Source organism: Ruegeria sp. L11 (genome assembly GCF_056531755.1).
This window is the reverse complement of the sequence record NZ_JBQFMI010000014.1, coordinates 1-21,718: the sequence shown is the minus strand read 5'-3', so window position 1 is coordinate 21,718 and position 21,718 is coordinate 1. Positions and strand designations below refer to the sequence as shown.

At 55.8% G+C, this 21,718-nt stretch carries 16 protein-coding genes and 1 pseudogene; 5 read left to right on the top strand and 12 right to left on the bottom strand.

Annotated features, from left to right (window positions below; all coding sequences use genetic code 11):
- Window positions 1-27 precede the first annotated feature (27 nt).
- Window positions 28-2,376: a glycoside hydrolase family 65 protein gene (locus ACR0CE_RS16795; RefSeq protein ID WP_480486019.1), complete on the top strand. Its 2,349-nt coding sequence runs from the start codon at window positions 28-30 to the stop codon at window positions 2,374-2,376.
- Window positions 2,377-2,427: 51 nt separating this feature from the next.
- On the opposite strand, the gene ACR0CE_RS16790 is transcribed toward ACR0CE_RS16795, so the two are convergent.
- Window positions 2,428-3,585, bottom strand: coding sequence for a sugar-binding transcriptional regulator (locus ACR0CE_RS16790; RefSeq protein ID WP_170451110.1), 1,158 nt, complete (start codon window positions 3,583-3,585; stop codon window positions 2,428-2,430).
- A gap of 137 nt (window positions 3,586-3,722) precedes the next feature.
- Between ACR0CE_RS16790 and ACR0CE_RS16785 the strand changes: the two genes are divergently transcribed.
- Window positions 3,723-4,385: an HAD family hydrolase gene (locus tag ACR0CE_RS16785; protein ID WP_480833253.1), complete on the top strand. Its 663-nt coding sequence runs from the start codon at window positions 3,723-3,725 to the stop codon at window positions 4,383-4,385.
- A 465-nt stretch (window positions 4,386-4,850) separates the two neighbouring features.
- On the opposite strand, the gene ACR0CE_RS16780 is transcribed toward ACR0CE_RS16785, so the two are convergent.
- Window positions 4,851-5,483: a tyrosine-type recombinase/integrase gene (locus ACR0CE_RS16780; protein WP_480833252.1), complete on the bottom strand. Its 633-nt coding sequence runs from the start codon at window positions 5,481-5,483 to the stop codon at window positions 4,851-4,853.
- 74 nt (window positions 5,484-5,557) lie between these two features.
- Here ACR0CE_RS16780 and ACR0CE_RS16775 point away from each other — a divergent pair, with 74 nt between their 5' ends.
- Window positions 5,558-7,309: a tannase/feruloyl esterase family alpha/beta hydrolase gene (locus tag ACR0CE_RS16775; protein WP_480833251.1), complete on the top strand. Its 1,752-nt coding sequence runs from the start codon at window positions 5,558-5,560 to the stop codon at window positions 7,307-7,309.
- Between the two features lie 523 nt (window positions 7,310-7,832).
- Here ACR0CE_RS16775 and ACR0CE_RS16770 read toward each other — a convergent pair.
- From ACR0CE_RS16770 to ACR0CE_RS16740, 7 genes are read right to left on the bottom strand one after another with little or no spacing between them, the layout of a single operon-like run.
- Window positions 7,833-9,218 (bottom strand): M20 family metallopeptidase, encoded by a 1,386-nt coding sequence (locus tag ACR0CE_RS16770; protein ID WP_480833250.1) that lies wholly within the window; start codon window positions 9,216-9,218, stop codon window positions 7,833-7,835.
- Between the two features lie 12 nt (window positions 9,219-9,230).
- On the bottom strand, window positions 9,231-10,637 hold the full coding sequence (locus ACR0CE_RS16765; protein WP_480833249.1) for an amidohydrolase: 1,407 nt from the start codon (window positions 10,635-10,637) through the stop codon (window positions 9,231-9,233).
- 20 nt (window positions 10,638-10,657) lie between these two features.
- The gene (locus ACR0CE_RS16760) at window positions 10,658-11,662 is read right to left on the bottom strand and encodes an ABC transporter ATP-binding protein (protein ID WP_480833248.1); all 1,005 of its coding nucleotides are present in this window, start codon (window positions 11,660-11,662) and stop codon (window positions 10,658-10,660) included.
- Window positions 11,659-12,636, bottom strand: coding sequence for an ABC transporter ATP-binding protein (locus ACR0CE_RS16755; protein ID WP_480833247.1), 978 nt, complete (start codon window positions 12,634-12,636; stop codon window positions 11,659-11,661). The genes ACR0CE_RS16760 and ACR0CE_RS16755 overlap by 4 nt, the downstream gene beginning before the upstream one ends.
- A complete protein-coding gene (locus ACR0CE_RS16750; protein WP_480833246.1) occupies window positions 12,633-13,556 on the bottom strand; it encodes an ABC transporter permease in 924 nt (307 codons plus the stop codon). The genes ACR0CE_RS16755 and ACR0CE_RS16750 overlap by 4 nt, the downstream gene beginning before the upstream one ends.
- Window positions 13,553-14,530: an ABC transporter permease gene (locus tag ACR0CE_RS16745; RefSeq protein WP_480833245.1), complete on the bottom strand. Its 978-nt coding sequence runs from the start codon at window positions 14,528-14,530 to the stop codon at window positions 13,553-13,555. The genes ACR0CE_RS16750 and ACR0CE_RS16745 overlap by 4 nt, the downstream gene beginning before the upstream one ends.
- Window positions 14,531-14,590: 60 nt before the next feature.
- Complete coding sequence (locus ACR0CE_RS16740; protein WP_480833244.1) at window positions 14,591-16,171, bottom strand: ABC transporter substrate-binding protein; 1,581 nt, start codon at window positions 16,169-16,171, stop codon at window positions 14,591-14,593.
- 180 nt (window positions 16,172-16,351) lie between these two features.
- On the opposite strand from ACR0CE_RS16740, the gene ACR0CE_RS16735 reads away from it, so the two are divergent.
- The gene (locus ACR0CE_RS16735; RefSeq protein WP_170387145.1) at window positions 16,352-17,263 is read left to right on the top strand and encodes a LysR family transcriptional regulator; all 912 of its coding nucleotides are present in this window, start codon (window positions 16,352-16,354) and stop codon (window positions 17,261-17,263) included.
- On the opposite strand, the gene ACR0CE_RS16730 is transcribed toward ACR0CE_RS16735, so the two are convergent.
- A complete protein-coding gene (locus tag ACR0CE_RS16730; RefSeq protein ID WP_480833243.1) occupies window positions 17,260-18,801 on the bottom strand; it encodes a M81 family metallopeptidase in 1,542 nt (513 codons plus the stop codon). The genes ACR0CE_RS16735 and ACR0CE_RS16730 overlap by 4 nt on opposite strands.
- Before the next feature lie 67 nt (window positions 18,802-18,868).
- On the opposite strand from ACR0CE_RS16730, the gene ACR0CE_RS16725 reads away from it, so the two are divergent.
- Entirely contained in the window at window positions 18,869-19,453 is a 585-nt protein-coding gene (locus tag ACR0CE_RS16725; RefSeq protein ID WP_480492790.1) for an RES family NAD+ phosphorylase, read from the top strand.
- 217 nt (window positions 19,454-19,670) lie between these two features.
- Here ACR0CE_RS16725 and ACR0CE_RS16720 read toward each other — a convergent pair whose 3' ends face one another.
- A complete protein-coding gene (locus ACR0CE_RS16720; RefSeq protein ID WP_480833242.1) occupies window positions 19,671-21,230 on the bottom strand; it encodes an acetolactate synthase large subunit in 1,560 nt (519 codons plus the stop codon).
- A gap of 121 nt (window positions 21,231-21,351) precedes the next feature.
- Window positions 21,352-21,537: pseudogene (locus ACR0CE_RS16715) on the bottom strand (hypothetical protein); the annotation flags it as partial.
- Between the last annotated feature and the right edge of the window lie 181 nt (window positions 21,538-21,718).

The following is a 21,718-nucleotide window of genomic DNA, read 5'->3' as shown; positions in this document are numbered from 1 at the left end:
GAAATATCACCCGAATGGAGCCCTGACATGCAGACAATGCTGAGCAGTAGCGACTGGCTGATTGAAGAAACCCAATTCAATCTGGATGAAGCGAACTTCAAGGAGACCATTTTCACGGTCGGCAACGGCTATCAGGGCACACGTGGATCGCTGGAAGAGGGTCACAAAGGAGAGCTGTCTGGCACCTATCTGGCTGGTGTTTACGATCACCATGACTCGACGGTGATCGATCAGGTCAATGTGCCGACCTGGCTGCCGCTTCGGGTTCGTGTCGAAGGTGAAATTCTGGATGTCCAAACGTGTAAAGTGGTCGAACACAAGCGCGTGTTGGATCTGCAGACCGGATTTCTCCACCGAGATACGGTCTTTGAAGATAGCAAAGGCCGTCGCACTCGCATCACCAGCATCCGATTTGCGAGTTTTGCCGATCAGCACATCTGTGGCATTCGCCTGACGGTTACGCCTGAGAACTACTCCTCGGAGATCACTGTCGAAAGCGCCCTTGATGCCCATCGATACAATCTGGACCGCCTGCCAGCTTATCAGGGAAATCCCGTCTTCCACCCCGAAGTTAAATGGGAGAAGTGGGCCAAAAGCCGGCACATGAAGGTCACTCAGTCACATGCAAGCAGCGATGCGTCCTATATCGAAACTCTGACACTGGACACTGGCATTTCGATTGGCATGGCGTCTGCCTTGGATTGTCCTGCCTTCAGCGAGTTCAAAGTCGCAAATCGTGGCTATGAGCAGGTTTCACAAACCGTTTCTGTCGAGGCGCTCAACGGGCAAAGTCTGACTTTCGAAAAGCTGGTGTCGATTTATACATCGCGAGATCTGAACGGCGCGGAAATGGCGGCCAAGTGCGAAGCCTCCCTTGAGACCGCGCATGCCAAGGGATTTTCCGCCTGTCTGAGCGAAAGCGCCGCAGCCTGGCGCGAAAAATGGGACGCCTGTGATTGTGTGGTGACGGGTGATCTAGAAGCAACGCGTGCAATGCGTTTCAACATCTATCATCTGCTGATTGCCGCAAACGAAAACGACCCGCGCGCGAACATCGGCGCCAAGTCCATGTCAGGCGAGGGGTATAAAGGGCACGTTTTCTGGGATACCGAGATCTTCCTGCTGCCATTCTACATTTTCACGCAGCCGGATACAGCCAAAGCCCTTCTGAAATACCGTTTCAACACGTTGAACGGCGCACTTGAGAACGCCCGAATGAATGGGCTTAAGGGCGCGCAGTACGCGTGGGAATCTGCTGATACCGGAGTAGAGACAACGCCAAAATGGACAGCGGACGGTGCGAACCGTATCTGGACCGGAGAAGAAGAGATTCACGTCACCGCATGCGTGGCATATGGCATCCTCAGTTATGTTGCGGCGACCGGAGACAGAGATTTCCTTCGCGATTTCGGTGCCGAGGTTTTGTATCAAACCAGCCGGTTCTGGATCAGTCGGCTGGAATGGAACAAAGACAAGGACCGGTACGAGCTGACAAATGTTATCGGGCCGGACGAGTTCCACGAACATGTCGACAACAACACATTCACCAATCGGATGGCGAAATGGCACCTTGAACAATCGGCTCGCGTTTTCGCAGAATTCAGCAAAACCACTTCAGCAGTTCATGACGAATTGCTGATACGGTTGGATTTAACCCGAAAAGAAGTGGATCAGTGGCTGGAAACAGCGGAAAAAATCTATGTTCCATTTGATCCCTCCCGCAATCTGATCGAACAGTTTGAAGGGTATTTCCAGCTCAAGGACATTCCCATCACCGAATGGGACAAAAACCGTATGCCAGTCTACCCCGAGGGGCATGATCACTTTTCACTGAATGGCTCGATGCTGCTCAAGCAACCTGACGTGATCATGTTGAATTATCTCTTGCCCGACGAGTTTTCAGACGAAATCAAAAAGGCGAATTACGCGTTTTACGAGAAACGCACGATGCACAAGTCATCACTTAGCCCGGCCATTCATTCGATCATGGGGATTGAAGTTGGCGACATTTCCTCGGCCCATCACTATTTCGAACGTTCTGCCTTTGTTGATCTGGTCAACAATCAGGGAAACACACAGGACGGGATGCATATCGCATCGGCCGGTGGCACCTGGCAGTCGCTTGTTTGTGGGTTTGGCGGGTTCCGGGTCAAGCACGGCAAGATGACGTTCAAACCCTGGCTGCCCGAGGCATGGTCCGGCATCCGGTTTAATCTGAAGTGGCAGGGGAATGACGTCGAAGTTCTGATTTCTCATGACGAGTGTCGGTTTAAGCTGATTGCTCCGTCCGGCACGAAAGAGGATATCGAGGTGATGGGCCATCCTGTTACTTTGATTGCCGGAGAGGAAGCGGTCTTAGCACCGCAGCCTGCGTGACAACCAAGATTTTTCTCGCAGGAATGGTCAAGGTGTGCCGAGGTGCTATCGTCAGTCTGCAAGAGCCTCAGCAACGCGCGTGTGCAGTTGTTCCGCTGCCGCGTGATCGATGAGCAATTCGTTAACAAGTCCCCGGGTGATCAGTTCGAATACCGTATCGCCTCGTTCCTTCTGAATCGCGACGACCACAACACCACTTTGATCAGGATCGTCAAATGCCCGATCTGCGATGGCTTTGACATGCTCTGTTTTGATCCCGGTCCACAGCCCATTCAGCTCGTCAATCAGGTCCATCTTGGCCTGTGAAATTTCGGTTCTAGGGATCAAAATACCGCCAAGGTCCCCGACGACCAATTGCCGGAGATCGTCAGCCCTTAACCCGCCAGCCTGAACCAGCTCTTCAAAACTGCCCAGAACCGGAGTGCTTGAAGACCCGACGCTGGAAATCAACATATCCATTTTATCAATCAATGCGTCTGGACCCGAAAACACGCGGTGAAATCCCGGGGTGTCAGAGATGTACTGCCAAATGGAACGGCGCATGGTCTCATCGTAGTGACGGGGTATGTATGCCGGGAAACCAGTGAGCTGAGGGCTATCCTCCGGCTGATCGTTAAATAGCTCATCAAACGTTCCGGCAAGCCGGCTGGCAGAGTATCCATGCTGAGCCAGCGACATCAATTCTGCGCAAACCGCTGCAAACTCAGTCTTTTGCGACTTATCTATGGGCTGCCTTGAGGCTGCAATCCCTTCTGCCAGAGACTTGATTGTTCGACCCCACGCAACGCCGATGACGTTCGATTTCTCGATCAGTTCTATCAATCGTCCGGATGCGGTTCGTCCAAACCTGGTACGGCGCTGTGACAGCGCAGCCTCGGTGTTCCCCGGGCCGCTTTCAAACACCCCAAGCCGAGGCGGTCTAAGCTTGTTCCTGTTGCAATATCGCTTCAGATCAGAATTCAACCCTGAAGGAGCCAGCATTTCGTCCATCTGGGCAATCCACTCGTCTGAGAATTGTTCTTTGACGAAGCGTTGTTCGATGACCAAGTAGTTTTGGCGTTCAGCGTGTTTCAGTAACCGCGATACATGCGGTTGAGACAGGCCACCAAGAATTGCTCCTATCTCTACCTGCGACATGTTGTGCGTTGCGCGCATATAGGCAGCGCACTGGGCGCGTTCTTCAAATGGAAGTTTTTTAACGTCGATCATTTGTTCAATATTGTTCGTTAGCAGGATCCTGACAGCGTGAATAACTATGCCATATAAACATTCACATGCCAGCCGATTGAAGAAAAATCCTTACATGCTACGTGTTTCTTGCACAGGCTCGAACCAGGAGATTCAGCATGCCGATCAAAGGACTGATCTTTGACCTCGATGGTGTTTTGGTCGACACCGTACCGGCGCATTTTGCTGCTTGGAAACGCATGTTCGAAGAGTACGGATATGAGTTTGGAAGGGCGGAGTACCGGCGGCTGGTCGATGGACGCCCCCGTTTTGACGGGGCGCGCGCGGTCATGACCCGGCATTCGGAAAATGAAGTCAGAACCGCCGCAGACAAAAAAAATGACTATTATGTTGAAATGATCGAGCGAGGCGAGTTCCAGGTCTTCGATGCTGCTGTGCGCCTGGTTAGACAATGCCAGTCAGAGGGCTATGGGCTAGCGGCCGCTTCCAGCAGCGCCAATGTCCGAGCCGTTCTTGAAAAAGCTGGTTTGTTGGATGCCTTTCCGGTTGTTATCGGGGGCGACGATGTCGAAAAAGGGAAACCCAACCCTGATATATTCCTCACCGCCGCCAGCGGGCTGGGGCTGAAAGTGGATGAATGTGTCGTGATTGAGGATTCCTCCTCCGGGGTTGAAGCGGCAAAGAATGGTGGTTTCTACTGCGTTGGTCTCCTTCACGAAGATCACGAGAGTGAACTAACCGCCGCGGACTGCGTCGTTTCTTCGCTGGCCGAGATCGATATTGAACAGATAGATGGATCTAGGTTTGAGCGGTCGGTTTGAGTACTGTGTAGCGATATAGAATTGGATTTCTTGGGGGCAGATAGCAAACTGCACCCAAGATTCAGTATCGTGTACTCAACCTCTCGTAACTTCGGTGTCCGAACTGGACTATTGGCCGCTTCAGCCAAGCTCCGATGCGGCCTTGAAACTGCTGGGACTGTTTGCGCGCGTGTAAGGCGTTTGGCTGAAGGCCCGGAAAATCCGCGAACTGTTCGACTGGCCTTCCCCCTGTCTCGCGCTGGCAGCGAACTGCAGGTTTGACGAACCGCAACGCAGCATCGAAGTTGTCCAATGGACGGCAGCTCCGGGCCGTCCTCAATATCGCTAACGTCGGGTTTCAATGGTTGTCCGGCAATTACGTCTGCGCAGCATCCGGCACTCTGGGCTCGATCCGCCCCGCCGCTGCGCCGCGAACGCAGGTCCGCTCAGGATTGGCGAACGGCATGAGCCGCCCGCCAAAGTGGATCAAATGTCGATTTGCTCGGCAATGCTCAGCGCATCTTCGAGTTCGACGCCAAGATATCTGACTGTGCTGTCAACCTTGGTATGTCCGAGCAGAAGTTGAACCGCTCTGAGGTTTCCAGTTTTGCGGTATATCTCCGCTGCTTTGGTCCTACGCAGCGAATGGGTGCCGTATCCACTGGGTTCCAGCCCAATCGCGGCCACCCAATCCCTCACAAGCCGACCATATTGGCGCGTTGAGATATGCAAGCGGTCATGAAGCCTGCTGAGAAACATGAAACGGCAGCCGATCATTTCTGGCGACTTGACCCATGCGGCAATGGTATCTCTCGTGTTGTCAGAGAGTTCGAACTGAACGGGCCGCTTGGTTTTGCTCTGGATCACGGACACGCGTTCGCGAACGCGATCATCCCTAACCAGATCGGTGACGGCCAGTTTCACCAGATCGCATCCGCGAAGCTTGCTATCAATTGCAACATTGAACAGCGCAAGATCGCGCAGGTTGCCCGCCAGTTCGAGCCGGTCGCGGATTGCCCAGACCTGTTTCGGCAACAGTGGTCGTTTCGGGCCGATGATCCGACCCTTGTTCCAGGTTCTTCGTTTCGGGGTAACAGCGGGAAGTTGGACTCTTGACATAGTTTGCTCTCCAATCCTCCCGCCAATCCCAGACATCAGCACAGCGCTGACGCCTCAGTTTACTGGTGGTTTGAATGGCCGTTGTCAGTTTGCTGTTTCATTGGCGAACGACGCAAACGCATTGGGCAGCTTCGAGCCCGAAACAGACCTTGATCTTACCCTTGACGTCTGTTGTTAGGTTCCTGTCGCGTGTTAGGGTGCCGGAGAAATCACCATTTTCCAAAAGGTATGTGATGCGGGTATCTCTCTGGCAGCTGTTCTCGAATCCCAGTTTTATACAACGGACCTGCGGGCTCATTCTTGCCTGGATTGTGTCGACGGGAGCTCCGGTCCTCGCAAGTGAGGCTGAGTGCGAGAGAAAGCGTTTTGATCCGCTTCCAGAACTTCGCCTTGTTTCGGTGGAGCCGTTGGCAGACCCCGTGCCGCATTGCAGGGTTGAGGGTGTGATCGGTAGCAAGATACATTTCGAGCTACTGCTTCCAGACAATTGGAACAGCAAATTCGTCATGGGTGGCGGGGGTGGTTTTGTCGGTTCCGTGATGAATACAGCGCTTCTGTACGGAGCACTTCAATCTGGCTATGCGACGGTTGGTACCGATACAGGGCATCAGGGCCACCCAGCAGACGCCAGCTGGGCCCTCAATGATTTGGAAGCCTTGGTCAACTTCGGGCATCTGGCGGTACACCGAACGGCGGTCACGGCCAAACCCCTTATCAACTCATACTACGAGACATCGATTGCCCGCAGCTACTTCACAGGTTGCTCGCGGGGCGGGGGTCAGGCAATCATGTCCGCTCTACGCTATCCCGAGGATTTCGACGCGGTTGCCGCTGGCGCCTACGCCATTGATTGGACGGGAATTGCGGTGCAGGCGACCAGCATCAATCAGGTGATGTACCCTGATCCCAAGGACTTGGAACAAGCGGTTCTGGGTCCGAAGGCCCAGAAATTGGTTGAGACATCCTATCTGGCCGCCTGCGATGGGTTGGATGGACTCGAAGACGGTATTCTCAATGACCCGCGCCAGTGCAAGTTCGACGTGTCCAGCCTCCAATGCGATGCTGAAAAATCCGAAGACTGCTTGAGCGCCGAGGAAGTTGCAGCATTCAAGGTCGTTTACGAAGGGCCAAGGGACACCGACGGCAATCAACTTTATTACGGGTTTCCGTTTGGCGGTGAGACTGCCGAAGGCGGCTGGAGTCGCTGGCTGACAGGCGGCCTAAAATATCAGGAAGATGATGGAGATTTTCAGGAAGGCGTTGGATCCGGCGGCTTCGAGGCTCCGGTCTCGCCGAACGCCTTCTTCAGCTTTGGCAACGGGATCATGCAGAGCTTTGTCTATCACGACCCGACTTGGACATACGAGAATTTCGATTTCAGAACCTACGCGAAGGATTCATCAGCAGCAGCGGAAACCTTGAATGCAACTAACCCTGATCTTTCTGAGTTTCGTGGGCGCGGGGGCAAGATGCTGTTGTATTCCGGCTGGTCCGACAACGCGCAATCCGGGCTGGCGATGGTTGGCTACTATGACGACGTAATCGCGCATGATCCGAGCGCCGCCGAGGATATCCGCCTGTTCATGATGCCCGGAGTGGAACATTGCTTTGGAGGCCCCGGCCCGTCGTGGGTGAATTTCCTTACCGAGATCGACAAGTGGGCGGAAACGGGTGAAGCACCTGACGAGATCATCGCGTATTGGCTAGACGGTCAGGCTCAACCAGCCGGGGCCAGACCCATTTGCGCCTATCCGGAAGTCGCAAAGTATGACGGCAATGGTGACCCTCGGGACCCATCGAGCTTTTCGTGCCGTTCCGGCAATTGACGCTGTTCGCAAAAATATTGAATGGCCGCAAAGTCCGCTCCCTGCGAGTTCACTCATTAAAAAATGCTGCGCGGTCGACGAATGGCCGAAATCTTTGCCGCGCCGCGTCACGGACCTTCGCGCATTCGCAAAAAATTCGGTGCTGCGAGCGCAAGCAGCGAGAAAATCAAATTCACAGTTTGGGCTCGGAGCCAGGTTTCGCCGCATACGACCCAGAGGTCGGCTCAATATTCACGAACGACCACGCTGCGAAAGATACAGCCAAAATTTAAGGGGTTAGCCCATTTCGCTGATGGCCGGTTCCGTCCCGCCCCTAACGCGGTGCTTGCTGCGTTGGCATTTGGCAGCTCGGAGCCCAATGGCGACGTCGTTTTCTGTTGCAGCATCAGCCGGAATGGGCAGACAGCTGATTTTCGCCGAATATACGATAACAACTCCCCCAATCCGTGAAAGCGGTCATTTACAGTCGGGAGTGCGATACCTGCCCGACCCAGGTATGGATGATATCCTTTGTGGCGCGCGGTCAGAGTGGCCTTGCAAGGTCACCAATATCCCAAAACAACCCGGCCATTGCCCGCATTGCATCACGCGATACCGACTTCAACACATGTTCGTTCGGCGCGTGCTGCGAACAACCACGATAGGAATGAGGCACCCAAACCGTTGGGAGGCCGAGCACATCGGAAAAAACCTCATTGGGCAGGGAACCGGCGAGATTTGGCAGAATATGTGGCTGCTTTCCGGACGTTTCTTCCAGCGAACGCGCGACAAACGACACCCAAGGATGCTCCGGTGATGTCCGCGTCGCATCGAAGAATCCGCGGTCGTGGGGTTTGATGTTAACGATCTCAAATCCTCTTGCATCAAGGTGGCGACGAAGGGCCGGCAGGATACCGGCTTGATCGGTGCCAACAACGAAGCGGAGCTGGCAGGCGGCCTTGGCATATCCCGAGATCGCGTTAACCGGCGCTTCGGGGACACCGCTTTTCATCGCGAGCACCGCAAAGCTGTTCCAGCCGAAGACCCGTTCGGCGGGTGTCAGACTTTCCTCGCCCCAGTCTTCGTCAATCTCCGGGCCGCCATCTCCGCCTACCGACAGGTTGCGCAGGGCATACCGGATGTCTTCGGTTAGGCTGGTCGGCCGCCACTTTGGTATTTTGATTTGGCCCCTCTCATCGGTGATCGTCGAGAGGGCATGTGCAAGGATCATCGCGGGGTCGGCAAGCAAACCGCCCCAGTTACCGGAATGATGCGCGCCGTCTCGAAGGTCAACGATGAGGTCGAACGAAATGCCGCCCCGTGCACCCATGAACATCGTCGGCGTGTCTGACTGAAGGCGTGGTCCGTCCGATGCGATCAGGACATCCGCGGCAAGGTTTTCTTTGTGCGCGGCGCAAAACTCAGACAGCCCCGGCGACCCCATCTCCTCGCCCATTTCAATAAGGATCCGAATGTTGAAGCCGAGTGACCCACGAGCGTCGATGACGGAGCTCAACGCAGCCAAGTTGATGAGGTGTTGTCCCTTGTTGTCAGCGGTACCGCGTCCGTAGAGGCGATCGCCCTCATCCACAAGACGAAATGGGTGAAGCCCGTCGCGCCATTGATCCGTTTGCGCACGGATCACGTCGCCATGCCCACAGGACAGGATCGTCGGACGCATGTCGTCCTCGATGCGTTCAGCGACAAGGATCGGACCTGCATCTGGCACAGGGTTCTGGTGTATTGCACAGGAGAACCCAAGACTGCGCAGGCGCGGAACGAGGGCTTCTTCAAGATAGCGCGGAAGTTCCGCGGCTTTCTCTGGTGTCTGGCTCTCTGTCTCATGGCCAACCAGTTCGCTAAGATCGGTTGCAAATCGACCGCTGTCAAAATATTCGGCGGCGTTGTCTATGGCAGCAGCGCGGGTCATGGTCACTTTCCCTCAGACAGGTGGGCGCACGTCGTCAGGGATCGGACATGTATACGGCGTTTCGCCCAGATGGTCTTGATGTGTCGCGCGCGCCGCGTCGATGCGTGACGGGTCCTCAACCAGTCGACAGGCCGTCGCGGCCATTGCTTTTGCCGCGTAGACCATGCCTTTGTGAGCCGCGGGTGCCTTGCCTTGAGCAACTGTTTGCCACGTATGAAACGGTGTTCCTATGGCACAGGTGGCAACTCGTGCCTGAACCGTCGGAACTGCCCAACTCACATCCCCTACATCTGTTGAGCCTTCGCCACCATCGCTGTGGCGATCAAGAGGTGCGATGAAGTCGCAGAGTGCGAGATCCTTTTTGGGCTTGGCTCCGATCCGCTTGAAGGTCGTGTTGATGTCAGCCTTGGTCAATGTAGTCTGAATCTCACGGGCAAAGCTGAGGTCTGACTCGTCAAAGGCGACGGGTCCGAGTTTCTCTAGCTCGTGCTGCATGGTTTCTTCCAAAGGACGGTTTCCAAGCAGGTTTGAAACGCCGGAAAAGACCTGACTTGTGACCTGCGTTCCGGTCATCAGCGCCGCACCGTCTGCAATCTTTCTGACACGCGTAACCAGATCGGCGAGGTCGGGTAGCGAACTGGCCCGGACAAGCTGGCGCACCGTGGCCTTGGCCTGCACCACGTTCGGCGCAACACCACCTGCATCGAGATAGGCGTAATGCACCCGGGCGCTGTCGGGCATGTGCTCGCGCAGATAATTCACGCCGATGTTCATCAGTTCAACCGCATCAAGCGCGGACCGGCCCAATTCAGGCGCGCCAGCAGCATGGGCAGCTTTTCCATGAAAAGTGAAGTCGATCCGGGTGTTCGCGAGCGATCTCGCCTCATTCACGCCTGTGAAGGTCGCTGGATGCCAGGAGATGGCCGCGTCGACATCATCGAACAGTCCTTCACGCACCATGTACGTCTTGGCCGCGCCCCCTTCTTCAGCGGGGCAGCCATAGTACCGCACACGGCCCTTGATGCCGTTTTCGGCCAGCCAGTCTTTCACCGCTGTCGCGGCCAAGAGTGCGGCAGCGCCCAGCAGGTTGTGACCACACCCATGCCCGTTGCCGCCCTCTTCAAGCGGCTGATGTTCAGCCACACCTGGCGCTTGGCTCAGATATGGCAGCGCATCGAATTCGCCGAGGATGGCGATCACCGGACCCTCGTCTCCCGCTTCGCCAATCACGGCCGTAGGAATGCTAGCTGCATTCTCTGTTATCTTGAACCCCTGAGCACGTAACATCTGCACATGCTCAGCGACGGACTTGTACTCGGCGTAAAGCGTCTCGGGCGTGTCAAAGACGCGGTCAGACAATGCGATAAAATCATCACGATGGCGGTCAACGTGGTCCCAGATCGGATCGGCGTTTTTCAAGGGGCTCTCCAGCTTCTCGTTCAAACGGTTTCGGTGTGTTCCAGCAGGCAGGCTGTTTCGCGCCCGCCGCGCCCGGCTTTCAGTTCAGGAACGGAGGTGCGACACTCAGCGGTCGCCACCGGGCAACGCGGGTGGAAGGTACATCCAGATGGCGGATCGAGTGGCGACGGAATTTCCCCCTCAATCGGGGCAAACTCACGCCGACGCTGATCAAGGCGTGGAGCCTCTGCAAGCAGCGCTTTCGTGTAGGGATGGCGTGGGTCCGAAAAAATCTCCTCAGTCGATGCGCTCTCGACAATGCGGCCCAGATACATGATCGCCACGCGGTCGGCGATGTGTTCGACGACGCTCAGGTCATGGCTGATAAACAAATATGTCAGACCCAGCTCCTCGCGCAGGTCCATGAACAAGTTGATAACCTGCGCCTGGATCGATACGTCCAGCGCAGCGATGGCTTCGTCGCAGACAAGGAACTTCGGCTTCACGGCGAGCGCACGGGCGATCCCGATCCGCTGCCTTTGCCCACCGGAAAACTGATGTGCGTAGCGCCGCTTGAGCGACGGGTCGAGGCCGACCTTACGCATCACGTCGTCTACGTAGTCAGCACTCTCCGCCTTGCTGACAATCCCGTGCATGCGCGGCGCTTCACCGATGATATCTTCGACACGCATACGCGGGTTGAGGCTGGCAAAGGGGTCCTGAAAAATCATCTGAATTGCGAGGGTCGCTGCGCGTTTATCGGCGCCGCTCAATGTCGCGACATCTTTGCTGTCATAGAACATCTGTCCGTCACTTGCAGCGTGAATGCCGGCAACAACACGTCCCAAAGTGGACTTGCCGCAGCCGGATTCGCCGACCAATCCCAGAACCTCACCCTTTTGAATCGACAGGTTCACGTTATCGACAGCATGGACCGTTTCTTCCCGGATATTCGCGCCAAGTCGCTGCGCGATTTTCCCCGCGACGTCCAAACGCTTGGTGAAGCGCTTGGAAACGCCGCGGATTTCGACGAGCGGTTCTGTCATGATGCCTTCTCCTCCGCGCGTTGCGGGTTGAAACAGCGAAGGCGGCGACCGTCTACGTCCTCTATCGGGGGTCGCTTGGAACACGCTGCCGTTCGGGCCTGACAACGCGGTCCAAAGGCGCATCCTTCAGGCAGGGCGAGCATGTTTGGCGTCATCCCTTCGATCTGAAACAGGCGTTGCCCACGCCGGTTTGCGGTCGGAACCGATCCAAGAAGCCCAACCGTATAGGGATGCAGCGGGCGGTCTATCACATCGTCGATGCCGCCCTGCTCAACGATCCGTCCGGCGTACATGACTGATATCCGATCCGCGAGCCCCGCCACAACGGCCAGGTCATGCGTGATCCAGATCATCGCAGTTCCCGTGCGTTTCGTCAGTTTCTGGGCCTCGTGGATGATCTGCGCCTGAATTGTCACGTCGAGCGCGGTTGTCGGCTCGTCGGCAATGATGAGGTCCGGCTGGTTCAGGAAGGCTGTCGCAATCGCCACGCGCTGCCGCATCCCACCGGAAAGCTGATGCGGATAGGCCTGCAAACGTTCTTCCGGTGATGGGATGCCGACCAAACCAAGCGCATCGCGGCTTCTTTCCCAGGCGGTTTTGCGGCTGACGTTTTCATGGGCGAGAATGGCCTCGATCATCTGCGTATCGACGCGCAGAACCGGGTTGAGCGTCATCATCGGATCCTGAAAGATCATCGAGATTCGGTTGCCACGCAAGGTTTTGAGTCGCTCTTCCGGTGCGTTCGCGATCTCGTCACCATTAAAACGGATTGACCCTTCAACGATGCGCCCGGGAGGATCGATCAACCCTAGGATGGAAAACCCGGTGATCGACTTGCCCGACCCGGACTCACCCACCAGCCCCATGACCTTGCCCTTGGAGACGGTGAAATCCACACCATCTACGGCCTTGACCACACCCGCGTGCGTGAAGAAGTGGGTCTTTAGCCCGCTGACTTCGAGTACTGCCGTCATTTCTTCAACCTCGGGTTCAGAACATCGCGCAAATGATCGCCAACAAGGTTGATGGACACCACCGTCATTAACAGCGCGACGCCGGGAAAAACGGAAATCCAGTAGCGTCCTGAAAGCATGTATTCGAATCCATTTGCGATCAGCACTCCAATCGACGGCTCAGTCTGCGGTAGGCCTACGCCAAGGAACGAAAGCGTCGCTTCCAAAGAGATGGCACTGGCGGTTTGTACCGTGCCAACGACAATCAGAGGCGCCATGCAATTCGGGAGGATATGGCGAAAGACGATCCGCGGCCGCGATATTCCAAGGCATTGCGCGGCTTCGACATATTCCTTGCCACGCTCGACAAGCGCGGTCGCGCGAACCGTGCGGGCGTAGTAGGCCCATTGCGCGATCACGAGGGCGAGGATGATCTTGTCGACACCCTTACCAAGTGCCGCAACCATCATCAGTGCAACCAGCGATGCCGGGAATGACAGTTGAAGGTCCACGATGCGCATGATGAACGCTTCGGTCCGGCCTCCGGCGTAGGCCGCGACCAGACCGATCGCCATACCGATCAGAAGGGCAATCACTCCAGATGCAAGCCCAACGGTTAGAGAGATACGCAAACCGTAGAGAATTGCCGAGTAGAGATCGCGCCCAGACCCGTCCGAGCCGAGCCACATTGTGTATCCGTCGAATGCTTCGGAACCCGGCGGCAAGCGCCCATCCATGACGCTGACCTGACCAAGATCGTAGGGGTTTTGCGGCGTGATCCAGGGTGCCAGGATGGCCAGCAGAACGATGATTAGGAATATGCCGAGCGCCGCTGTCGCGATCCTGCTTTCGAAGAACTCGGCCCGAAATCGCTGGAACGGCGTCTCGACCTTAGGGGGCTTGGCGGTGGTCAGCGATTGATCTGCGACGGTGTCGGTCATGCGCCCTGATCCTGCAAACGAACCCTCGGATCGAGGATCGAGTAGAGTATGTCGACGATCAGGTTGATCAGCACGAAGAACAGTACGATGATCATCAGATAGGCGACGACGACGGGCCGATCCAATTGCAGTATTGCGTCGATCAGCAGTTTGCCCATTCCGGGCCATGCGAAGATCGATTCAGTCACCACCGAGAACCCAATCAAACTGCCGAATTCGAGGCCCATGACGGTCACAACCGGGATCATGATGTTTTTCATCACATGCATCAGAATGATGCGTCGGGTCGAAAGCCCTTTGGCCCGAGCGTACTTCACGTAATCCTGCCCCATCGCTTCACGGACACCTGCTCGGGTAAGGCGGATTGCCAGTGAAATCTTCAGAAGTGCCAGGTTGAGAGCAGGCAGGAAGATGTGGCTCAACCCATCGAGCGTAAAAAGGCTGCTGTGAATCCCAAGAAACGAACCGATATCGCCACGCCCTGTCGCCGGGACCCACCTGAGTTCAACTGCAAACAACATGATAAGCATCAGTCCGACCCAGAAGGTCGGCAGCGAAAACCCGAGAATCGAGCCAGCCATGATGCCTTTGGAAAGCGGGCTATCGGGATAGAGCCCGGCATAAAGGCCCAATGGAATACCGATCACGATGGCAAGAAAGAGTGCACTGAAGGCCAGTTCCATTGTGGCAGGCATATGGTGCAGGATCAGTTTGAGCGCGGGCTCACCGAAGACAAAACTGTCACCGAGGTCACCCTGTGCCGCACCTTTGAGGAACAACCAGTACTGTTCCCAAATAGGCCGATCCAATCCAAGCCGTCGAATTGCAGCTTCGATGTCGGCCTGATCCGCGTCGGGACTGACCAGCATGTAGACCGGGTCACCAACAATGTTGACGCCAAAAAAGACAATCACCGACATCAGGAAGACAACAAGCATTGCTTGTAGCAATCGGCGAATGACGAAAACGGTCATGAGGACATTCCCTGGGCAAAGGTTCCGGGCCGCTGCGAAGGCGGCCCGGATGCATTGCGGTTACTCTTTCACGACGCCTGTCGCGAGAGTGTACTCGTCGGTCCGAGGGATGTAGCTCAGACCTTTTTTGGCCGCCCAGGTGTTGACCTGGAAGTGAGTCGGAATGATCGCCACATTCTCGATCGCGCGCTCTGTCGCCGCGGCGAGTAGTTCCTGCCGCTTTGCGTCATCGACTGTTCGCAGGGCTTCTTCGATCAACGCGTCGGTTTCAGCATCCGAGTGCCGGCCACGGTTCGATGATCCAAAGCCCGCATCCTTGTCATGGGTGTGGATCAGCGATTTGAGAGGCGAGGACGCTTCGCCGGACCCCGCGCCCCATCCGACGAGGATAAAGCTGAACTCCGGCAGACCCTCCGGGCTGCCTTTGGACGCGCGTCCAAAGTATACCGAACGCGGCATTGTTTCGACTGCTGTCTTGATGCCCACACGGGTCAACATTTGCGCAATTGCCTCGGCAATTTTGGCGTCGTTGATGTAGCGGTCATTTGGCCCATGGATTGTCATTTCAAATCCATCGGGATAACCGGCTTCAGCCAGAAGTGCTTTAGCACCGTCCGGGTCATAAGTCACCACGTCCAGATTGTCGGACACGCCAAAGAATCCCTCGGGCAGAAGCTGGCCAGCGGGCAGCGCAACCCCCTCCATGACACGCTCAACGATCGCGTCGCGATTGATCGCCATGCTGATCGCCTTCCGGACTCGGACGTCCATGAGCGGGTTCTTTATATCGCCACCACCGTTGGCCTTCACAAAGGGTGAATCCTCACGGAATTGGTCCATGTGAAGATAGATCACTCGGTTGGACACGCCCTGGCTCAGCTGGATACCATCGTTGCCCTTAAGTGTTGTGATATCGGTCGTCGGAACGCCCGATATCATGTCGACGTCACCGGCAAGAAGCGATGCAACACGGCTCGGACCGGACGTGATTGGGCGGAATTCCACCTCGGACCAGATCGGTGCATCACCCCAGTATTCGTCGTTCCGTACCAGCACGATGCTTTCACCCGGCGTGTAACTTTGGAACTTGAACGGCCCTGTGCCGATGGCGGCCGTACCCGCGTTGAAGTCTTCCGTCGTTGCTTCGCAGCCCACTTCTGAGATCACAGGGATCGTGGAAATGTCGTTGCCCATCAACGGATAAGGTGCGGCCGTTTTGAAGTGCACCGTGTAGTCATCGATCTTGACGACTTCCTTACCCTTAAGATAGGTGCCGTATCCCGATGGAGAGTTCGGTACGTCCGGCGCGCGCGCCATGGTGCAGACGACGTCGTCCGCCGTGAAGTCGCTTCCGTCGTGAAACTTTACGCCCTCACGCAGCTTGAACTCCCAAGTCAATTCATCAATCGGCTCCCATGACACGGCAAGACCCGGCGATAGGCGCTGCTTCTCATCCTGCGCGATCAGCCGGTCAAAGATGTGCACGGACATCGCGTTGTTCGGACCCAGGTTGTGAAAATGCGGATCGAGTGACGTCGGCTCCGAAGCGAGGCCGATCGTTAGTTTTTCGGCCGAAACAGCACCGGCGCCGAAAGCCAAAATGCTGACAGCGACGGCTGTCGCAGATGTGAGTTTCCTCATCAAAAAGACTCCCTGTTTGTTTGGCGCTTGTGAATGGGCGAATCTTTGGCCGATCCCGCGCCCTATAAAAAAAACTAGCTACCGCAAAAATCATTGCCAATACTTATTGCTATGCGACTTTGCATAGACCAATCCAAGAGTTTGGATGTTCAGCCGCTCGTACCGGGGGAGTAATGTAGCATGACGGAACACAGACACAGACTGCGCGAGTTCGAGTCGCTAAGAGCCGTGATCACGACTGGGACAACCATCGGCGCCGCGCGGCGTCTCGGGATTTCGCAGTCTGCCGTGAGCCGGTCCTTGTCACAACTCGAGGCCCGTGTTGGGCGATCGCTCTTTCTCCGGCGATCGGGACGTATCGACCCAACAGACGAAGCCTTGCGTCTCAACGAAAAACTGGACCCAATTTTCGAGACGCTGGCGGACATTGAGGGCGCAGAATGGGCTACTCCGGATAACGAGCCGTTACGCCTGATCGTGCCGCCGACTCTGGCACATCACTTTGTCATCTCCAGGGTGGCCAGTTTTCTCAAGAAGAATGAAGGAAAGCAGCTTCAATTGGATATTCAGGCCACGGACGTGCTGGTCGCCGGCATTCTCGACCTCCGCTATGATCTTGGTTTGACGAGTGCGATGATCCAACGAACGGGTGTTCATCTCATGCCTTGGCGCCGCAGTCAGGTGGTCTGCGCCATGCCGAGCAACCATCCGCTATCGGAAAAACGAGTGGTGACGCCGCACGACCTTGAAGGCGTCGCGCTGATCGAGTTTCTGCGAAGGCTGGGGACGCGAGCGATCACCGAAAAGATCTTTGCGCGCGCTGGAATTCGGCCGAAACAAGTCGCAGAAACGGCAACGAACATGGCCGCACTGGAGCTCGTCCGCGAGGGTTTGGGCGTGACGCTGATCAATCCCTTCCCGTTGTTGTCGTCAGGGATGGAAGGTGTCGTCGTCAGGCCATTTGACGCCGCCATTTTTTATGACACGAGCTTTGTACTTCCATCAGGCAGGCCACCTTCTCAGCTTGCCCGCCAGTTCATGCAATTTGTCAAGTTGACGACGCCGCAGGACAAATACTCAGAGCCCGTCTAGCGCAGCATCTTAGCCGACCACGAGGTGTCGACGTCCATCGGAAAGTTCGGTCGTGGCAAATTCGCAAACGGCCAGCGGTCGTGAACTGGCGACGTAAGCCCGCCCGTGTCGACCTCAAATACCTGGTTTGGCCCAAACCAGTTGGAAAACCCGGCCCGAAAGTGGCCTCGGGATTTCACAACAACAGTCCGGGCAGCCGCAATATCCAGCCCGAACATATGAAAGAACACGGGGTCGGCAGTCTGTGTGCGATCGGTGATCACCACCACGGTGATACCACCAATACGAAGCGCAGCGGATGGCCCTAGGGCCAATCTCCGACCAGCCGTCATGCCCAGTTCACCTACCACATCTCCATTATGGAGACCCAAGACCTCTGCATCCGCCTCAAAAGGCACATCCCATTGCGCCCAGAAAGCGCTGGAATCGGAAGACCGGTTGAATCGTGCCCTGAATTTGCCGCCGACACCGATGCCATGGGCTTCGTTCGCAAGTTCCGGATCACAAAAGGAACCGAATAGGCATTCTTCGACTTTTGCCGCATGAAGAGCGGCTAACAGTTCCGTCGTCCTGCCACTGCCGCCGCCACCAGGATTGTCACCGGCATCGGAGAAAATCACAGGCGTGCGCGCTTGGTCAGCGGAAATTGAGATCGCTTCCGTCACGGATGTCAGTTTCCGAACGAAATCCTTCCTCAATGACCAGGCCATGTCTGCCAATTCTTCCGCCAGTGCATTGGCCGCCTTCTGGTCCTCACGCGCGGTGACAACGATGCTCAGACCGTTGTCGGGCGTGTCGGAGAAAAGAAAATTACCGAAGATCGATACGTTTAGAATCTCACCTCGACCTTCGGCTTGTCGTCGCTGACCATGGTCGATCAGCGCGCCATACGGGTGCTCGGCACTTAGCAGGGTCACGGGTGCCGGAACAAGAGGCAGTTTAACATGCGCGGTTTGGGGCCGGACGCCCGACGCCAAAACCCGGCGCAACGAAAAGGCGGCTTCCTCGCCACGTTCTATTTGATCGACGTGAGGATTGGTCCGATAGCCGACGATCAGGTCACAGGCATCGACCATCCGTTGTGAGATATTTGCATGCAAATCGAGTGTCGCGATGACAGGTACGTCCGGTCCGACAACTCTCCGAATGCGTGACATCAACAAACCGTCGGGGTCGTGGTCGTGCTCGGCAACCATCGCGCCGTGATTGCAGATGTAGACTGCGTCGACAGGGCCAGCTGAGCGAAGCATGTCTTCCGAAGTCACCATGATCTCTTCGATCACGGTTTTTCGTACTGGACCTGCGGGATGGCTGGCTGCCAAGATACAGGGTACCGGCGTCCAGTCGCCCGTAGCATCCATCGCCCGGACAAAGGCCGCAAATTCTATTGCCAGCTTTGGTGTCGCGGATCTGGCTTCAGACATCAAAGCATCGCTTGTAAGCCATGTCAGAGACTTAAAGTCTGACAAATCAGCCGGGGGTGCAAAGCGATTTGACTCGAGAATTGCGCCAAGGAGGGCGATCTTTGGAGCCGTCATGCGAGAGGCCTTTGGAAATGCAACACAGTGCGAGGAAACATGAGTAAGTGATTTCAATCAAGATATCATGCGTCTTCTCTGTTCTAGGAAAACCACTGCCGCCTTGCGTCTTTCCTATAACGCGACGCGCAAACGATCAGTGCCACCCGTTATGCTGACAGAAGTTTCCGGAGAATTCGTAAAGATTGTTTGGGCCGATGACCCAGACGTTCACCTCATGCGCGGCGCACCGGATCGCCCACCCGCCCGGTTCAATCGCCGGGGGCAGGACGCTTTGTATCTGAGCCCTGATGTCGAAAGCGCAAAAGTCGCTATTGGTCAGGACGTTAGGAAGGATGATCGCCCGCGGGTTGTGCTGACCTTCGAGGTGGAACGATGTGCGTTATTCGATCTGCGCAGCCCCGAAGCCGCGGATATCTATGCACTCGCCAGTCAGCCCTGGCGCAAACTCTTAGCTGCGGGCGGAGAGCCGTCTTCATGGCTCGCTGCTGATCGGCTCAGAACAGATCGGCATATCGGGTTGATTGACCCTTCGCGAAGGCGTCCGGGTCTTTGGCACATAACTTTATTTCGATGGAGCGAGCCAGGCGCACCTGGCGTGTTTCGGCGTAGTGAAGTGAAGCCGGTTTCCGTCCTGCCGGATTATCGGTGACGTTTAAGGTGCGACCAACTATCATTTCGCAATTATGGTCATCGCGAAAATTGGCTGTGTGGAGGACATTGTCATGAGTTCTCTTCTGGCACGCCAATGACATTTTTTTGCATGTTGTTTGAGCGCTCGTGACAGTCTGCTTTCAGTGCCAAAATGTAGCTTCGCTTTGGGTAACGAAAGGCGGCTTTGGGCCGCCCGTTTCAAAAAGAATTTGTGTTCAAGATGCTGGCGGGCACATGACTTCGATCAAGGAAGTGCCGTCACGTGATAGCCCCGCGGAAAGGGCTTTTGCAAAGCTATCGGTGTCTTCAATTCGTATTCCGGGAACCCCATGCCCTTTAGCGAGCGCAACCCAATCAAGCGTTGGGTTTTCCACATCAAACATTGCCTCCGCATTCTTGCCAAAACTCTCAACACCGACACTTGCCAGCTCATCTCGAAGGATTTGATAGCCGCGGTTTGCAAAAACAATCACCGTAACGTCCAGGCTTTCGCGTGCCATCGTCCACAAAGATTGCAACGTATACATGGCTGATCCATCGCCTGTTAGAGCAATTACTTTTCTATCTGGACATGCAATTGCTGCGCCGGTTGCGCACGGTAGGCAAAGCCCTATCGCACCACCGGTTCCCCCAAGCAAGTCATGTGGTCGCGCGGTTGCAGTCGGAGGAATGACGTGAAACCCGGACGTCACGGATTCATTGCAAACGATAGCATTCTCGGGAATGAGGGCCGCTAACGCTTGGCCGACTTTCGCTAGGGTGAGATCTCCGGTTGGGATTGGAGGCAGGTCGAGAGCGTATGTGTTCAGCTGTGTCTTGCTCGAAACACCAACCGCATCTGCCAGTGTTTGAAGAGTCCAGGCAATATCATCCGTCGGAGCACACAGGCTTGAAACCGTGCAACCGGCGGGCTCGGGTGTGCTCGGTTTGCCCGGGTATGCAAAGAAGGCAACGGGTTGGTCGGCGCCGATCAAAGTGATTGACGATGTCTGTTCAAGCTGAGCAATCTTGGGTGCAATTGGATACACAAGTTGATCCAATTTGGCAGCCCCGGCCCCCTTCGAAATTCGAGGGATTAGAGTATCCGCCAACAGGCGGCATCCGGTTTTGACGGAAATTTTTCCAGCCAGTACACGAAGTGGACCAAAAAGCGCGGAACCACCTATCATCAAAGCCGCGTTTGCAGTCTTCAGACGCATGGCTGCGGCCTCGATGCCTTCCAAGGACGGGCGATGAAGTGGTTGGGCCAGAATGCTATTCGTCGCAGGGCCAGTCGCTGCATCCCAAGCAGTATCGGCGGGAAGAACAAGAGTGGCGATCTGGCCGTTTTGAGATCGGGCGGCCTGGATGGCTGCGGCCCCGTCCGATGCGACGCTTGTGGCCTGATCAGAAACTCGTGTCCAATGGCTTATGGCCTGACTTACGCCAATAATGTCGCCTCTGAGTGGGCTTTCATAGCGCAGGTGATGTGTTGCGTGATCTCCCACCACATTCACGATCCCGGACCCTGATTTTCGGGCGTTGTGTAGATTGGCAAATGCGTTGCCTAGCCCCGGTGCAAGATGCAGCAGAGTGCCGGCGACGTCCCGTTTCATGCGGTAATAGCCATCAGCGGCGCCCGTCGTTCCACCTTCGAACAGGCACAGAACACAGTTCATCTCGGGATGTCTATCAAGAGCCGCAACAAAGTGCATTTCAGACGTGCCTGGATTGGCGAAAACCGTATCCACACCATTGTGAAGAAAGGTTTTGACTAACGATTCTGCGCCATTCATTCGATCACCGCCAACTCTGATTTCAACGAACTTTATGGGAGAGACAATCTAAAAGTAACTGAAAAAGCTTTCGATGATGTGCAGGCCGTCAATCGTCATCGATGCCCTCGCCCGTAAGACATGCCATGTTGAACAACGCGAAATCGCGGTGGTTTTCGGCCAGTTCAAGTCGAACTCGGGTCGCCCAGACATGCTTGGGTTTTGGCGGCCGCTTCTGACCGACGATACGTCCTTTGTTCCAGGTTGGGCGAAGCGCGCGAACGGCAGGTATGTTTGGGTTTCCATGACTGATCTTCCGATCCGCCATGCCCTCCCACAACGACAACCCGACATTGACGAGAAACAATATTACAGGATGCTGCGTCGCCTCAGAGGCCTGCTGGGAGCTCGACGTAGCCATCCATCGTTGCTTGAGCAGGACAATAAATTGCGCATTTGACAACAAGTATTTGCGGCCCACATGCTGAAACGTGAAAATCGAGGTGTAA

Excerpts from the sequence above, each read along its gene's own strand:
- ACR0CE_RS16790 (WP_170451110.1), bottom strand. The coding sequence starts at position 3,585 with ATGATCGACGTTAAAAAACTTCCATTTGAAGAACGCGCCCAGTGCGCT.
- ACR0CE_RS16760 (WP_480833248.1), bottom strand. The coding sequence starts at position 11,662 with ATGACAGAACCGCTCGTCGAAATCCGCGGCGTTTCCAAGCGCTTCACC.
- ACR0CE_RS16775 (WP_480833251.1), top strand. The coding sequence starts at position 5,558 with ATGGCCGTTGTCAGTTTGCTGTTTCATTGGCGAACGACGCAAACGCAT.
- ACR0CE_RS16740 (WP_480833244.1), bottom strand. The coding sequence starts at position 16,171 with ATGAGGAAACTCACATCTGCGACAGCCGTCGCTGTCAGCATTTTGGCT.
- ACR0CE_RS16780 (WP_480833252.1), bottom strand. The coding sequence starts at position 5,483 with ATGTCAAGAGTCCAACTTCCCGCTGTTACCCCGAAACGAAGAACCTGG.
- ACR0CE_RS16735 (WP_170387145.1), top strand. The coding sequence starts at position 16,352 with ATGACGGAACACAGACACAGACTGCGCGAGTTCGAGTCGCTAAGAGCC.
- ACR0CE_RS16755 (WP_480833247.1), bottom strand. The coding sequence starts at position 12,636 with ATGACGGCAGTACTCGAAGTCAGCGGGCTAAAGACCCACTTCTTCACG.
- ACR0CE_RS16750 (WP_480833246.1), bottom strand. The coding sequence starts at position 13,556 with ATGACCGACACCGTCGCAGATCAATCGCTGACCACCGCCAAGCCCCCT.
- ACR0CE_RS16795 (WP_480486019.1), top strand. The coding sequence starts at position 28 with ATGCAGACAATGCTGAGCAGTAGCGACTGGCTGATTGAAGAAACCCAA.
- ACR0CE_RS16745 (WP_480833245.1), bottom strand. The coding sequence starts at position 14,530 with ATGACCGTTTTCGTCATTCGCCGATTGCTACAAGCAATGCTTGTTGTC.
- ACR0CE_RS16770 (WP_480833250.1), bottom strand. The coding sequence starts at position 9,218 with ATGACCCGCGCTGCTGCCATAGACAACGCCGCCGAATATTTTGACAGC.
- ACR0CE_RS16730 (WP_480833243.1), bottom strand. The coding sequence starts at position 18,801 with ATGACGGCTCCAAAGATCGCCCTCCTTGGCGCAATTCTCGAGTCAAAT.
- ACR0CE_RS16785 (WP_480833253.1), top strand. The coding sequence starts at position 3,723 with ATGCCGATCAAAGGACTGATCTTTGACCTCGATGGTGTTTTGGTCGAC.
- ACR0CE_RS16725 (WP_480492790.1), top strand. The coding sequence starts at position 18,869 with ATGCGTCTTCTCTGTTCTAGGAAAACCACTGCCGCCTTGCGTCTTTCC.
- ACR0CE_RS16720 (WP_480833242.1), bottom strand. The coding sequence starts at position 21,230 with ATGAATGGCGCAGAATCGTTAGTCAAAACCTTTCTTCACAATGGTGTG.